The sequence below is a fragment of the Streptomyces sp. NBC_00335 genome, assembly GCF_036127095.1.
Lineage (GTDB): Bacteria > Actinomycetota > Actinomycetes > Streptomycetales > Streptomycetaceae > Streptomyces.
The window spans coordinates 7,946,038-7,960,674 of record NZ_CP108006.1; the positions used below are offsets into that span (position 1 = coordinate 7,946,038).

Below are 14,637 nucleotides of genomic sequence, written 5' to 3' on the forward strand. Positions count from 1 at the left end.
CAGGCGCCTGACGCTCTCCCGGCGTCCGCTACGCCACGCCGGGCCCGGGAGGCAGCAGCTCGGTGACGATGAAGGCGACCACGGCCGCCAGGATCACGATGGGCATCATCGCCGAGCTGCCCAGCAGCAGGATCACCAGCACCACGCTGCTCACCGGCAGCCGCAGCGTGGTGGCCGAGGCCGCCGCCATGCCGGCCGCCATCGCGGGTACGACCCCCAGGCCCGGCAGGGGTGCGAGCAGGACGCCCGCCGCCGCTCCGAGGAAGAGCGCGGGGAACACGGGGCCGCCTCGCAGGCTGCCGAGGCAGAGCAGGTAGGCGGCGCCCTTGAACAGCAGGACGGCGAGCAGTGCGCCGACGCCCCAGGCGTGCGGGTCCGCGGCCAGCTGGGCGAGTCCGGCCTGGCCCGACAAGGCGACGTCGCCGGGTGAGCGCCCGGTGATCAGTGCGTAGAGGGCGGCGCAGGCCGCTGCGCCGAAGGCGCACAGGACGGTCCGTACGAGGGGCCGTGCCGCGATGTACCCGGCGATCGCCCGGGCCCCGGCCAGCAGCCGGTGCAGTACGGCGCCGAGGGCCACGGCGATGAGCACCGCCCAGAGCACGTCCGCCACGTCCAGGCGCGGGAACGGCACGGAAAGCTTCAGGGAGAGATTCCCCGTCGTCAGTCCTGTCCATCGTCCGAGACCGGTGAAGACCAGGGCCCCGGCCCCGCTGGACAGCAGAGCCGGGAGCATGACGGCGAACAGCTGTGGCCCGCCCACGCCCGCCACCTCGATCAGCAGCACCGCGGCGATCAGCGGGTTGCCGAAGATCGCGGAGATGGCCGCAGCGGCTCCGGCCGCGCCCAGGAGCACGGTGCTCTGCGGGGTCGCCGGTGCCCGTGCGAGATCGCGGAACATCAGGGCCAGGCCGCCGCCGAGTGCGATCAGCGGGGCCTCCGGCCCCAGAACCGCGCCGAAGGGCAGGCTCGCCACCGCGGCGAGCAGCACTCCGGCCAGGGTGGCCGGCGAGGCGCCTCCCGTGTGCAGTCCGGACGCCGGGACGTGGCCGCCACCTCCGGGCAGGTGCGTGACGACGAGGCCGACCGCGGTTCCGGCGACGAGCAGCAGGGGGAGCGGCCACCACCAGGGCGGGGTGTCCCAGCCCATCGCCTGGGGGAGGTCCGCCCACAGCGCGTGCTCCAGTTCGTGCAGCATGACGAGGAACCAGAAGGCGGCGAGGGACACCGGGATGCCGACGAGGGCGCACAGGGCGAGCGCCTTGAGGTAGCCGGGGCTGCGGAGGATGTCCCGCAGGACGTCCGCCTCCTTGGGCTGCGTCCCGGCGACGGACGGGTCGGGTCGAGGGCGCGGCTGCGTCACGGGTTCTCTTCCCTTCCCCTCGATGACCTTCGCATCCCGATCCTGACGGCGCCGAAGAGGACTTTGGCGATCACTCCCACGACGATCAGGTCGGCGATCATCTGCGCGGTGGTCAGGGCGCGGCCGGCCTGGGTGGTGGGGGCGATGTCCCCGAAGCCCACGGTCGCGAACACCGTCACCGTGAAGTACAGCGCGTCGGTCCGGCTCAGGGGCTCAGAGAACGACTGCGGCACCTCCTTGGCGAGCAGGAAGTACGACGCGGCGAAGAGGAGCAGGAACAGCGGCACTGCGGTGGCCAGTGCCTCGATGGCGCGCAGCCGGGGGTACTCCGCATGGGTGATGGCGGCGACCTGCCAGGCGACCAGACCGCCGAACAGCGCGAGGCCGAGTACCAGGAGCGCGACGGTGAGGACACCGAACCCACGCTCCAGGGGGGCCAAATAGAACAGGGCGGTCAGCAGGACGACCGACGCGGCCGAGCGGAGCAGGCAACCCGCCAGCAGCCTGCGGCGGCGTCGTCGCGGTGGGAGCCCGCCACTCCCGTCGTCGCTCATGACCACTCCTCGCAGCGGACCGGGATCTTCCCGCACATCCCCGGGCGGGCAGGGCTCTGCAGTCATTCCAGCATCCGTCGCGGCGGCCTGCATCTCCTGCATCTCCTGCGTCTCCCGCACCTCTCACCTAGGGCCAGATACGAGCCGCTGTGGGAGAGGTCGGCCTCGACGACGGTGGCCGCTCCGGCACCGACCATGCCCCAGGGCTGCAGGAGCACGGCGAGCCAGGCCGCCGACCATGCGGTGGCCTGGTCCATCCGGGACGCGAGCGAGCCGCCACCGGAGGAACCGGACCGGGAAGGTGCCGGGGCGGCGGGGGCAGCGGCGGCAGCTGGGGCATGAGGGCGGCCGCGGCGCCGGTGCGCGCTGTAGAGGACGAGACCGATGCCGATCGCCAGTTTTGCCGCGTGCGCGGCATCGGAGGGCGGCGACCGGGGCGGGGCGGTTCGCCACCTGTGAGGAGGAGCCCGATGAAGAACAGGTCAAGCAGCATGTCCGCCGCACACCCCGTGCCGGATCGACCGTTCGTCAGGTGTCAGGGAGGCGGCGCTCATACGCTCACCGTCGCTCTCCACGCGGTCGGATGCAAAAGATGTGAGCGGATGGGTGCCACTCCCCGTCATATGCCGGATATGGGCCATTTCGGCATCTCTCGTGGAAGGGTGGTCGCAGCCGTCGCGAACCGTTCCTCGTGAGGAGTCCACCGTGTCTGAACCAGAGGGCAGGCCGCGCCGGCTCACCATGCCCGGTTGGATGCGCAGGCACGCGCCGTTCCTGAGCCGGATCCTCGAACAGCTCGCCGCCGTCAACGTCCTGGACTGTGCGACCAGGCTGGCCGCACAGGCATTTCTCGGTGCGCTGCCCGCGCTCGTCGTCATCGGCTCCCTCGCCCCCGACTGGCTAGGGGAGCAGGTGGCCTCCTCCCTCCGTACGACCCTGGGGCTCCAGGGCGCCGGGGTGGACCAGGTGCGGGAGGTGTACTCCGCCACCGGCGGCACGGTCTCGGTGAGCGGGGTGGGAATGGCGGTGACGCTGCTGTCGGCGACCGCGTGGAGCCGGGCCATGCAGATGACGTGCGAGCGGTCCTGGCACCTGCCCAAGGCCAAGGCCCGGCTCGCCGCCTGGCGGTGGCTGGCCTGGCTCACCGTCTGCCTGGGCGTGGTGCTGTTCCAGGGGGCGTTGCAGGACGCCTTCGGCGCGGGTCTGGTCGGGGGGTTCTTCCTCGCGCTGGCGGGCAACACGCTGCTGTGGTGGTGGACCCAGCACCTGCTGCTCGCGGGCCGGATTCCGTGGTTGCCACTGCTGCCCGGTGCGCTGTTCGTCGCGTCCGGGGTGCAGTTGCTCTCCTGGTGGTCGAGGATCTACCTGCCCCACGCCGTGGAGCGCGGCCTGCGGCAGTTCGGAAACCTCGGTCCGGTCTTCGTCCTGCTGTCCTGGCTGATCGTCTACTTCATCGTCGCCACGGCCGCCATCGCCATCGGGTACGTGGTGGCCCGCGAGCCCCTGCCGACGCGCTGGCTCCGTACGCCCGCGAGCTCCCCGGCGAGGTGACGGAGAACGGCTGCCGATCCTCCTCGGTGGGCGCAACTGAACGCGCGGACCCGCCGTGCTACGTGTCCAATGGCCGGGACCCGGTCTTTTGCCCGTCCCCCAGGGAGCGCCATGGGTGTGCCGCCCGATCCGTCAGATGTGCCGCCCGCACCGGCCGGGAAGGGCGGAGGGGGTGCCCGGCGGATCCTGACGCGTACGCTTTCGGCCGTACTGATCACGCTGACGTGCATCTTCGTACCGGTCTCGCTCCTCACGGTCTGGGTGCACGACATCGTGCTGGACACCGACCGGTACGTGTCCACGGTCACCCCGCTCGCCTCCGACCCGGCGATCGAAGCGGCCGCCGCGCACCGCATCACCGAGGCGGCCGGCGTACGGGTCGACGGGGCCCAGGTCACCTCCGACCTGGCGGCCTGGCTCCAGGCCCAGGGGCTGCCGGCCCGCGTCGGCACGGCGGTCAAGGCGCTGGGCCCGCAGCTGGACTCCGCCGCCGACGCGGCCGTCTCCAAGGTGGCGACCCGGTTCGTGGAGAGCGACCGCTTCGAGAAGCTCTGGACCACCGCCAACCGGGCCGCGCACTCCGCCGTGGTGCGGGCGCTGACCGGTGAGGGCCGTGGCGCGCTGGAGGTCGAGGGCGGCACCGTCACGCTCGACATCGGGGATGCCGTGGAGAAGGTCAAGCAGGACCTCGTGAAGGCGGGGCTCGCCCCGGCCGCGAAGATCCCCGAGGTCGACAAGCAGATGGTGCTCTTCCAGTCCGACGAGCTGGCGAAGATCAGAGGCGCGGTCCGCCTCCTCGACGTCCTCGGCAACTGGCTTCCTGTCCTCACGGTGGTCCTCGGCGCCATCGGGGTGCTGCTCGCACGGCGCCGACGCAGGGCGCTGGTGACCACCATGCTGTGCGCGGCCGCCGCTTGCCTGATCCTCGCCATCGGGCTCGCCGTCGCCCGCCGCTACTACCTCGACCACCTCCCGGAGCAGGTCCAGTCGCCCGCGGCCGCGGCGGCGATCTTCGACACGCTCGTACGGTTCCTGAGGGTCAGCCTGCGCACCGCGATGGTCCTCGGGGTCGTGGTGGCCCTCGGCGCCTACCTGTCCGGTGCCGGCCGGCTGCCCCGCGGTGTGCGCGGTACGGCGGAGCGCGCGGCCGACTCCGCGGCGGGCTGGGGAGCCGCCCACGGAGTGCACACCGGCCGGGTCGGCACGTGGGTGCAGGCCCACCGGCGCCCGCTCACCGTCGGAGTGCTGCTGCTCCTCGCCCTCGTGTTCGCCCTGTGGAACCACCCCACGGTGCTCACGGTCCTGCTCCTGGCCCTCATCCTGCTCGCACTGCTCGCCGTACTGGCCCTGCTGGCGGCCGGCGGTCGGGTGGGCCCGAGGCCGGACGGGCCGGGGGACGGCAGCAGGCCACCCGCACCCTCCCCGTAGGCAGGGCGGTCATCCGCCGGTTCCCGTGGAGCGTGACCGGGTCGTCGGGATCCGCCGGGTGAAGAACATCGCGATGAGTGCGGTGAGTGCGGTGAGTGCGGTGAGTGGGGTGAGTGCGGTGAGTGCGGTGAGTGCGAGGACGGCGAGAAAGGGAGTGGAGCATGACTGGTCCGGCCGAGAGGGCGCGACGTGGGCGCGATGCCCGCAAGCAGGTCGGGCGGGCCTCGCTCGGGCAATGGACCGAGGCGACGGACCGGCCCGATCCCATCGGTGTGCTGGAGCGGCAGGCCGCCGACCGGGTCGCCCGCCTGCTGCCGATCCGCTACGGGCGGATGGCGGCCTCCCCGTTCGCGTTCCTGCGCGGCGCGGCCGCCGTGATGGCCGCAGACCTGGCCGCCCAGCCGAACACCGGCTTGAACGTCCAGCTCTGCGGCGACGCGCACCTCCTGAACTTCGGCCTCTTCGCCTCGCCGGAGCGGGCGCTGCTGTTCGACCTCAACGATTTCGACGAGACCCTGCCCGGCCCCTTCGAATGGGACGTCAAGCGGCTCGCCGCCAGCACGGCCGTGGCCGCCCGAGACAAGGGCCACGGCGACGACCGCGCGTGGCGGACGGCCCTCGCCGCCGCGCAGGCGTACCGCCTGGCCATGCGGCGGCTGGCCGAGCAGGGTGAACTGGCCGTCTGGTACGAGCGGTCCGACACGGCGCAGGTGCTCCCGCTGATCCGCGAGGCCAAGCTGCGAAGCCGGGTCGAGGCGAGCTTCGCGCGCGCCCGTCGGCGCACCAGCCTGCAGGCCCTCGCCAAACTGACCGAGATCCGGGACGGCCGCCGCCGCATCATCCACGACCCGCCACTGCTCGAACCCCTCGAAGAAGCCGGGATGCGGGCCGTCGGCAAGGTTTTCAGCGAGTACCGCAGCACGCTCCCCGAGCAGCGACGCCTGCTCCTCGACCGCTATCAGGTGGTCGACGCGGCACGGAAGGCCGTCGGCGTCGGGAGCGTCGGCACCCGCTGCTTCATCGTCCTGCTGAACGGCCGCGACGAGCAGGACCCGCTGTTCCTGCAGATCAAGGAGGCCGGACGCTCTGTCCTGGAAGACCATCTTCCCGCCGACAGCCATGGCCACCACGGCCACCGCGTGGTCGCGGGGCAGCGACTCCTGCAGTCCGCCTCGGACATCTTCCTCGGCTGGATGAGCGGACCGGCCGGGCGCCACTTCTACGGCCGGCAGCTGCGCGACATGAAGGGGTCGGCCGCCGTGGAGACCATGACCCCCGGCATGCTCCGCCGGTACGCCGGGCTGTGCGGCACGGCCCTGGCCCGCGCCCACGCGCGCTCCGGAGACCGCATCGCCATCGCCGGCTACCTCGGCAAGGCCGACACCTTCGACCGCGCTGTCGCCTCCTTCGCACTCCAGTACGCCGACCGCACCGTCCGCGACCACGCCGCGCTCACCGCCGCCATCGCGGACGGCGCCGTCACCGCCACCCGCGGCATCTGAGCGGGGGCGCGGCCGCGGACCGGTGATCGTCCGCCGCTCGGGAGCCGATCAGCGGTGGGAGAACCAGTTCGCCGCCGGCAGCAGCTTGCTGTCGTAGTCGAACAGGGCCTGGTTCTCCCAGCCGTTGCCGGATCCGGGATCGGCCGGGTCCCATCCGTTGCCGGCGACGGCGGTCCAGGCCGGCTCCCAGTAGACGACACCGAGGCCGCGGGCGTTCGGTACCGCCTCGACGATGTTCATCACGTCCCGGAGCCAGGCGGACTGCCCGGTCGTGCTCGCCGGGTAGCCGGTGACGAGCTCGGCCGTGGTGTCGATGATGTTCTCGTGGGAGTCCTCGCTGTCGAGCCGGAAGGGGTAGGCGGTCTCGACGACCAGCACCTTCTTGCCGTAACGGGAAGAGATGTCATCCAGGTTGGCCTGCAGCGAGGACAGCGCGCCGTGCCAGTACCCGTAGAAGGACAAGGCGATCACGTCATAACTCACGCCCTGCGCGGCGGCGTTGTCGAACCACCAGCGGTACAGGGAGTTGTCGCCGCCGTGCGCGAGGTGCAGCGCCACCTGGGTGGAGGAGGAAACCGCCTTGGCGGCCGAGGCGCCCGACTTCAGCAGCCCCGCGAGCTGCTGCCAGTTGTCCGTCGACCCCTCGGGCCAGAGCATGCTGGTGTTGGTCTCGTTGCCGATCTGCACCAGGTCGGCGGTGGTGCCCTGCGCCTTCAGGGCGTTCAGCACGTCGTACGTGTGCTGGTAGACGTCCGTCGTGAGCTGGGCGTACGAGTGCCCGGACCAGGCGGCCGGCTTGGTCTGGGCGCCGGGGTCGGCCCAGATGTCGGAGTAGTGGAAGTCGACGAGGAGCTTCATGCCCTGGGCCTTGATCCGCCTGGCCGCCGCCAGGACGTGGGCCTTGTCGTTGTAGCCGTCGGCCGGGTTCACCCACACCTTGAGCCGGCCGTAGTTGGCGCCGGCGGACTTCAGGATCGTCAGGGCGTCGCCGGCGGTGCCTCCGCTCGTCCGGTAGACACCGCCCAGGTCCTCGCTCTTCTCCAGCGAGGAGACGTCGACCCCCTTGACCGCGAGCCCGGTCGAACCGGCGGTGAACGCCAGGTCGTCGACGTTGAGCCAATTGCCCGCATTGGCATTGGAGTTGATGCTGACCGTGCACCCTCCGCCACCGGTCACCTTCACCGAGGTCACGAGGCGTATCCAGGCACCGCCGGAGGTCGGCGGCAGGTCGGTGCGTTGCTCGGCGGAGCCGCAGTCGCGCAGGGCGAGATAGGCGGAGCTCTGGCCGCCACTGGAGCGGACCCAGGCAGTCAGCGTGTAGCTGCCCGCGCCGAGGCCGGACAGGGACTGGCGGGTCTCCACCTTGTACGCGGAGGAGGACCAGTGGGTGAGCCGGTATCCGCCGCTGCGGCCGCCGGACTCGGTGAACGAGGCGGCGCTCTGGCCGGTCGTCGAGGACGCGGTCCAGCCGGCCGGCGTGGCGGTGCCCGTGCCGTCGGCCTCGAAGCCGGTGTTGGCCAGAGTGGTCGCCGCCCGCGCGGTCTGGGCGGGCAGCGGGGTCAGGAGCAGGGTGGCGAGCGCGGTGACGGCGGCGGCCCGCAGCCAGGTCCCTCTCGGTGCGTACCGCTCTCTCAGCAGGTTCCGCGGGGGCGTGCTTCGTACGGTGTGCATCGTCGATGTCCCTTCGACGGCGGCTGCCGCGGGGCGGGAGCCCCGCGGGGATTCGTGGGTGCGGTCAGGCGTCCAGTCGCACGACGCGGACCGCACCGGCCGGGACGGTGAGCTTCCCGCTCACCGGCCCGGCACCGAGGAGCTCGGTGCCGGAGCTCTCCAGCGGCACCTCGGCCTCCTGGTCGGAGTGGTTGAGGGCGAAGAGGTACCGGCCGCCTTCCCCGCTGCGGCGCACGACCTCCACGTCACGGGGGAGCGCGTCGTGCGCGCCGATCCCGGCGTCCTCGCAGGCGGCGGCGGTGATCGTGCCCAGCGAGGCCGCGTCAAGCCGGGTGGAGACGTACCAGGCGGTGCCCCGGCCCAGCCGGTGCCGGGTGACCGCGGGCCCGCCGCAGGCCGGTCCGTCGGCGTACGTCCATACGGTCTCGGCCCCGCGGGGCACGACGAACTCGGTCCACACGTCGGCGCTGAGCGAGGCGCCGCCCGGCCCGTCGATCCGTACGGCCTCGCCGTCGAGCAGCGGCGACCATTCCTCGACGGTCAGACCGAGCACGTCGCGCAGGGCGCCGGGGTAGGGCCCGGGGTGCACGGCGTCGTGCTCGTCGACGATTCCGGAGAAGTAGGAGACGACGAGGGTGCCGCCGTTCTCGACGTACGCGCGCAGGTTCCGTCCGGCGGCCTCGGTGGCGAGGTAGAGCGCGGGAACGACCACCAGCGGGTAGGCGGACAGGTCGGCCTCCGGGTGGGCGAAGTCGACCGTCAGGTGCCGGTCGTACAGCGACTCGTAGAAGGCGTCGGCGCGCTCGCTCGCCTCGTGGGCCCCGCTCGGGCGCCATTCCAGGCTCTGCGCCCACCAGGAGTGCCAGTCCCACAGCACCGCGACGTCCGCAACCGTCCGGGTGTCGCGGACTTCGGCGAGCTTGCCGAGGTCGGTGCCGAGGCGGACCACCTCGCGCCAGATCCGGGTGTCGGTGCCTCCGTGCGGGAGCATCGCGGAGTGGAACTTCTCGGCGCCGCGCCGGGATTGGCGCCACTGGAAGAACATGGCGCCCTCGGAGCCGCGGGCGACGTGGGCGAGTGAGTTGCGGGCCATCTCGCCGGGGCGCTTGGCGGGGTTGCGGGGCTGCCAGTTGACGCCGCTGGTGGAGTGTTCGAGGAGCAGCCAGGGGGCGCCGCCCGCGACGGATCGGGTGAGGTCGGCGGCCATGGCGAGGTTGACGTGGGTGCGCCGGCCGTCGGTGATCAGGTAGTGGTCGTTGGTGACGAGGTCGACCTCGCGGCCCCAGGCCCAGTAGTCGATCGAGTCGCACTGGCTGAGCGCGGTCATGAAGTTGGTGGTGACGGGGATGCCCGGCGCGAGCCGGTGCAGGATGTCCCGTTCGGCCACGAAGTTCTCGCGCAGGGTGGCGTCGGTGAAGCGGCGGTAGTCGAGCTGCTGCGCCGGGTTGCCGACGGTGGGTGTGGCGCGCGGCGGGTCGATCTGCTCGTACGCGGTGTAGCGCTGGCCCCAGAACGCGGTGCCCCAGGCTTCGTTGACCGCGTCGAGGGATCCGTGCGCGGTGCGGAGCCAGTGGCGGAAGTGGGCGGCGCAGCCGCGGCAGTAGCAGGCGCTGACGGGGACGCCGTACTCGTTGTGCACGTGCCAGAGCGCGAGCGCGGGGTGGTCGCCGTAGCGGCGGGCGAGCTCGGTGGTGATGCGGGCGGCGGCCTCGCGGTAGGCGGGGGAGCTGTGGCAGATCGCCCCGCGCGAGCCGAAGGAGTACCGCACGCCCTCGCGGCTGACCGGCAGCGCCTCGGGGTGGGCGCGGTAGAACCAGGCGGGCGGCGCCACGGTGGGTGTGGCCAGGTCGACCCGGATGCCGTGCTCGTGCAGCAGGTCGAGGAGCCGGTCGAGCCAGCCGAAGTCGTACCGGCCGGGGGCGGGTTCCAGCAGGGCCCAGGAGAAGATCCCGACGCTCACCAGGGTGACGCCGGCCTCGCGCATCAGCCGGACGTCCTCCTGCCACACGCTCTCCGGCCACTGTTCGGGGTTGTAGTCCCCGCCGAACGCGAGCCGGTGCAGGCCCTTCGAAGTGGTCTGCGGCATGGGTGTCTCCTGGGTGTCGGGGCTTGAAAGTCTCACAGAACTGGGAACGTTCACACAATGGCTCGCTCCATGTCAACGCAAGATAACCGTAGGGGAACAACCATTGACAAGTGTCCGGAGTGTTTCCCTACTGTGAACGCTCACAGACGCATGATTGGTCTCCCCGCCTGAGGGTGAGGCCCTTTAGGTCAGGGAGAAGTGCCCCATGCCCCACGCGACGTACCGCATGCCCCACGCGACGTACCGCGGCCTCGCCGCCGCGATCGCCGTCCTCCTCGGCGCCACCGCACTCACCGCCTGCGCATCCTCCGACCCCGCGGACAAGGGCGGCGCCGCGGCCGATTCGGGCCCCGTCGCGCTCACTTACTGGGCCTGGGCGCCCAACTTGGACAAGGTGGCCGAGCTCTGGAACCAGAAGAACCCGAACATCAAGGTCACGGTCCAGAAGCAGGCCTCCGGGGACGACCTGGTCACCAAGATCATCACCGCGGCCAAGGCGCACCAGGCCCCCGACCTCGTCCAGGCCGAGTACCAGGCCCTGCCGACCCTCGTCAGCAACGACGCCCTCGCGGACATCTCCAAGGAGGTCGCCGGCGCCAAGGAGGCCTTCGCCCCCGGCCTCTGGCAGCAGACCACGCTCGGCAGCGACGCCGTGTACGCGGTTCCCCAGGACTCCGGGCCGCTGATGTTCTTCTACCGGACCGACCTGTTCCAGCAGTACGGCCTGACCGTGCCCACCACTTGGGAGGAGTTCGCCGCCACGGCCAAGGCGCTCAAGGCCAAGGCCCCCGACAAGGCGCTGACCACCTTCTCCTCCAACGACCCCGGCCTGTTCGCCGGTCTGGCCCAGCAGGCGGGAGCCGGGTGGTGGACCACCGAGGGGCAGAAATGGAAGGTGGGCATCGACGACGCGGCCACCAGGAAGGTCGCCGACTTCTGGGGCGGCCTGGTGCAGGACGGGGCGATAGACAACCAGCCGATGTACACCCCCGCATGGAACAAGGCGTTGAACACCGGCGAGCAGATCGGCTGGGTCAGCGCCGTATGGGCCCCGGGCGTCCTGACCACCGCCGCCCCCGAGACCAAGGGCAAGTGGGGCATGGCCCCGCTGCCCCAGTGGGACGCCTCGAAGCCCGCGACCGGCAGCTGGGGCGGATCCACCACGGCCGTCACCACCGACTCGAAGCACAAGGCCGCCGCGGCCAAGTTCGCGACCTGGCTGAACACGGACCCGCAGGCGCTGGCCGCGCTGGTCAAGGAGAGCGGCATCTACCCGGCCGCCACCGCCGCCCAGACCGGCGGGGCGCTCGCCAAGGCCCCGGACTTCTTCGCCGACCAGCCCGACTTCTACACGAAGGCCGCCGAGATCGCGAAGACCACCGCCCCCGCCGCCTGGGGCCCCAACGTGAACGTGGCCTACACGGCCTTCAAGGACGAGTTCGGCAAGGCAGCCAAGGCCAAGTCGGGCTTCGGCGCCGCCCTCACCGCCATGCAGGGCGCCACCATCGCGGACCTGAAGAAGCAGGGCTTCGAGGTCGCCCAGTGACACAGGCCCCCACGGGCGTGCGCCGGTCGTACGGGGCCAAGGCGGCCCCGTACGGCTTCCTCCTCCCGGCAGCCGTCCTCTTCGTGCTCTTCTTCGCACTGCCCATCGGCTACGCGATATGGCTCAGCTTCCACCGGATCGAGGTCAAGGGCCTCGGCCTCGGCAAGGGAGCCAAGGACGAGGTCTGGGCCGGCCTGTCGAACTACACCGCCGCCCTCACCGACTCCGAACTCGGCCACAGCGCCCTGAGGATCCTCGGCTACGGAGCGATCGTCGTCCCCGTCATGCTGGGCCTGGCCCTGCTGTTCGCCCTTCTGCTGGACTCCGAGCGGGTCCGGGCCCGCTCCGTCTCGCGCCTGGCGATCTTCCTGCCGTACGCGGTCCCCGGGGTCATCGCGGCCCTCCTGTGGGGGTTCCTCTACCTGCCGGACGTGAGCCCCTTCTCGTACCTGCTGGAAGCCCTCGGGCTGCCGCAGCCGGACCTCATGGACGGCGGACCGCTCTACCTGGCCATGTCCAACATCGCGGTCTGGGGCGGCACCGGCTTCAACATGATCGTGATCTACACCTCGCTGCGCTCCCTTCCCCCGGAGGTGTTCGAGGCGGCCAGGCTCGACGGCTGCTCGCAGCTGCAGATCGCGCTGCGCATCAAGATCCCGATGGTGGCGCCCTCGCTGGTGCTGACCTTCTTCTTCTCGGTCATCGCCACCCTCCAGGTCTTCAACGAGCCGACCACGCTGCGGCCGCTCACCAACGGCATCCCCACCACCTGGAGCCCCCTGATGAAGGTCTACAACGACGCCTTCGTCGGCGGGAACATCCACGCCGCCTCGGCCACCGCCGTGGTCCTGGCCCTGGCGACCTTCCTGCTGTCCTTCGCCCTCCTCAGGGTCTCCAACCGCCGCACGAAGCAAGGAGCAACCCGATGAGCGGGCTCGCCACCCCGGCGCCGCCGCGCAAGGCCGCCACCACCGCGGGCCGTGCCGCCGGCACCACCCCCGGCACCACCCCCGGCACCTCCCAGGGACCGCCGCGCCCGCGCCGCACCGCGCTGCTGCCGACCGCCGCCCTGGTGCTGGGCGCGCTGTACTGCCTGCTGCCCGTCGCCTGGGTCCTGGTCGCCTCCACGAAATCGGGCGCGGACCTCTTCTCGACCTTCACGTTCCTGCCCGGCGACGCCCTCGGCGACAACCTCGCCGGCCTGGCCGCCTACCGCGACGGGCTCTACTGGCGGTGGATGGCCAACTCGGTCTTCTACGCGGGCCTGGGCGCCGTCCTGTCCACGGTGGTCTCGGCGTTCGCCGGCTACGCCCTGGCCGTCTACCGCTTCCGCGGCCGCGAGGCCTTCTTCAACACGATCCTGACCGGCGTCCTGATGCCCCCGGTGATCCTCGCCATCCCGCAGTATTTGCTGATGGCGCAGGCCGACCTGACGGACACGTACCTCTCCGTCCTGCTGCCGCTGATCCTCTCCCCGTACGGCGTCTACCTCGGCCGGATCTACGCCGAGGCGGCCCTGCCCATGGAGCTCGTCGAAGCGGGCCGGATGGACGGCGCGGGCGAGTGGCGCATCTTCCTGAGGATCGCGGTCCCGATGATGTCCCCGGGGCTGGTGACGATCTTCCTCTTCCAGTTCGTGGCCATCTGGAACAACTTCCTGCTTCCGTTCATCATGCTCGGCGACGACGAGAAGTTCCCCGTGACCGTCGGCCTGTTCACCCTGCTGAAGCAGGGCGCGGGCCAGCCCGCCCTCTACACCCTGGTGATCACCGGTGCCCTCCTCGCGATCGTCCCGCTCGTCGCCCTCTTCCTGGTCATTCAACGGTTCTGGAGCCTCGACCTGCTCTCCGGCGCCGTAAAGTCCTGAAGCACAGGGGATGGAGGGAAAACACAGCATGAGCACAGCAGCGAGCAGGCGTCGCCCGGCGACGATCCACGACGTGGCGGCCGAGGCGGGCGTATCGCGCGGTACCGTCTCGCGTGTCCTCAACGGCGGGCACTACGTCAGCCCCACCGCGAAAGCGGCCGTCGACGCCGCGATCCGCAAGACGGGCTACGTCGTCAACCGGCACGCCCGCTCGCTGATCACCGGCAAGTCGGGCTCGGTGGCCTTCCTGCTGACCGAGCCGCAGGAGCGGTTCTTCGAGGACCCGAACTTCAACGTGCTGCTGCGGGCCTGCAGCCAGGCGCTCGCCGCCCAGGACGTGCCCCTGCTGCTGATGATCGCGGGCACCGAGGACGAACGCCGGCGCAACCTGCGGTACATCGAAGCCGGTCACGTGGACGGAGTCCTCCTGATCTCCAGCCACTACGGCGACCCGGTCGTGGCCCGGCTGCACCAGGCGGGCGTCCCGGTCGTCGCCTGCGGCAGACCGCTCGGCCAGACCGCCAAGATCGGCTACGTCGCCGCCGACGACCGGGACGGCGCCCGCGACATGGTGCGCCACCTGTACGAGTCGGGCAGGCGCCGGATCGCCACCGTCACCGGCCCGCTCGACACCCCCGGCGGCGTCGAACGCCTCGCGGGCTACCGGGAGACCCTGTCCGAGTACGGCCTGCCCGTCGACGAGGCCCTGATCGTCACCGGCGACTACAGCCGCGCGAGCGGCGAGGAGGCGGCGCGCCTGCTCCTGGACCGCGCCCCGGACCTCGACGCCGTCTTCGTGGCCTCGGACCTCATGGCCCAGGGCGTCCTCGACACCCTGGCCCGGGCGGGCCGCCGGGTCCCCGAGGACATCGCGGTGGGAGGTTTCGACGACTCCCCGGCGGCGCTCTCCTCCCGCCCCTCGCTGACGACGGTCCGCCAGCCCTGGGACCGGATCAGCTCCGAGATGGTGCGGATGCTCCTCGCCCGCATCGCGGGGGAGGAGCCGGCCGCGGTCATCCTGCCCACGGAGCTGGTCCACCGAGAATCGGCGTAGGGCGTCCCTTCCGGCTCC

11 protein-coding genes are annotated in these 14,637 nt (G+C 71.5%); 7 read left to right on the forward strand and 4 right to left on the reverse strand.

Annotated features, from left to right (window positions below; translation table 11 throughout):
• Positions 1-28: 28 nt before the first annotated feature.
• Both OHA37_RS35990 and OHA37_RS35995 read right to left on the reverse strand, forming a co-directional pair.
• On the reverse strand, positions 29-1,360 hold the full coding sequence (locus tag OHA37_RS35990) for a chloride channel protein (protein ID WP_266911772.1): 1,332 nt from the start codon (positions 1,358-1,360) through the stop codon (positions 29-31).
• On the reverse strand, positions 1,357-1,914 hold the full coding sequence (locus OHA37_RS35995) for a potassium channel family protein (protein WP_266911774.1): 558 nt from the start codon (positions 1,912-1,914) through the stop codon (positions 1,357-1,359). The genes OHA37_RS35990 and OHA37_RS35995 overlap by 4 nt, the downstream gene beginning before the upstream one ends.
• A gap of 705 nt (positions 1,915-2,619) precedes the next feature.
• Here OHA37_RS35995 and OHA37_RS36000 point away from each other — a divergent pair.
• The 3 genes from OHA37_RS36000 to OHA37_RS36010 all read left to right on the forward strand — a co-directional run bounded on the left by OHA37_RS36000 (position 2,620) and on the right by OHA37_RS36010 (position 6,395).
• A complete protein-coding gene (locus OHA37_RS36000) occupies positions 2,620-3,465 on the forward strand; it encodes a YhjD/YihY/BrkB family envelope integrity protein (RefSeq protein ID WP_266911776.1) in 846 nt (281 codons plus the stop codon).
• A 111-nt stretch (positions 3,466-3,576) separates the two neighbouring features.
• Positions 3,577-4,893, forward strand: coding sequence for a hypothetical protein (locus OHA37_RS36005; protein ID WP_266911778.1), 1,317 nt, complete (start codon positions 3,577-3,579; stop codon positions 4,891-4,893).
• Between the two features lie 161 nt (positions 4,894-5,054).
• Positions 5,055-6,395, forward strand: coding sequence for a DUF2252 domain-containing protein (locus OHA37_RS36010; protein WP_266911780.1), 1,341 nt, complete (start codon positions 5,055-5,057; stop codon positions 6,393-6,395).
• Between the two features lie 48 nt (positions 6,396-6,443).
• On the opposite strand, the gene OHA37_RS36015 is transcribed toward OHA37_RS36010, so the two are convergent.
• Together OHA37_RS36015 and OHA37_RS36020 are read right to left on the reverse strand one after the other, a co-directional pair.
• Positions 6,444-8,066, reverse strand: coding sequence for a glycoside hydrolase family 53 protein (locus tag OHA37_RS36015; protein WP_266911782.1), 1,623 nt, complete (start codon positions 8,064-8,066; stop codon positions 6,444-6,446).
• Between the two features lie 64 nt (positions 8,067-8,130).
• Complete coding sequence (locus OHA37_RS36020) at positions 8,131-10,152, reverse strand: beta-galactosidase (protein ID WP_266911784.1); 2,022 nt, start codon at positions 10,150-10,152, stop codon at positions 8,131-8,133.
• Positions 10,153-10,378: 226 nt separating this feature from the next.
• Between OHA37_RS36020 and OHA37_RS36025 the strand changes: the two genes are divergently transcribed.
• From OHA37_RS36025 to OHA37_RS36040, 4 genes are read left to right on the forward strand one after another with little or no spacing between them, the layout of a single operon-like run.
• On the forward strand, positions 10,379-11,698 hold the full coding sequence (locus OHA37_RS36025) for an ABC transporter substrate-binding protein (protein WP_266913388.1): 1,320 nt from the start codon (positions 10,379-10,381) through the stop codon (positions 11,696-11,698).
• Positions 11,695-12,627, forward strand: a complete 933-nt coding sequence (locus tag OHA37_RS36030; protein WP_266911786.1) for a carbohydrate ABC transporter permease — start codon at positions 11,695-11,697, stop codon at positions 12,625-12,627. The genes OHA37_RS36025 and OHA37_RS36030 overlap by 4 nt, the downstream gene beginning before the upstream one ends.
• A complete protein-coding gene (locus tag OHA37_RS36035; RefSeq protein WP_266911788.1) occupies positions 12,624-13,565 on the forward strand; it encodes a carbohydrate ABC transporter permease in 942 nt (313 codons plus the stop codon). Before OHA37_RS36030 ends, OHA37_RS36035 begins: the two co-directional genes overlap by 4 nt.
• Before the next feature lie 28 nt (positions 13,566-13,593).
• On the forward strand, positions 13,594-14,619 hold the full coding sequence (locus OHA37_RS36040) for a LacI family DNA-binding transcriptional regulator (protein ID WP_266911790.1): 1,026 nt from the start codon (positions 13,594-13,596) through the stop codon (positions 14,617-14,619).
• The last annotated feature ends 18 nt before the right edge of the window (positions 14,620-14,637 follow it).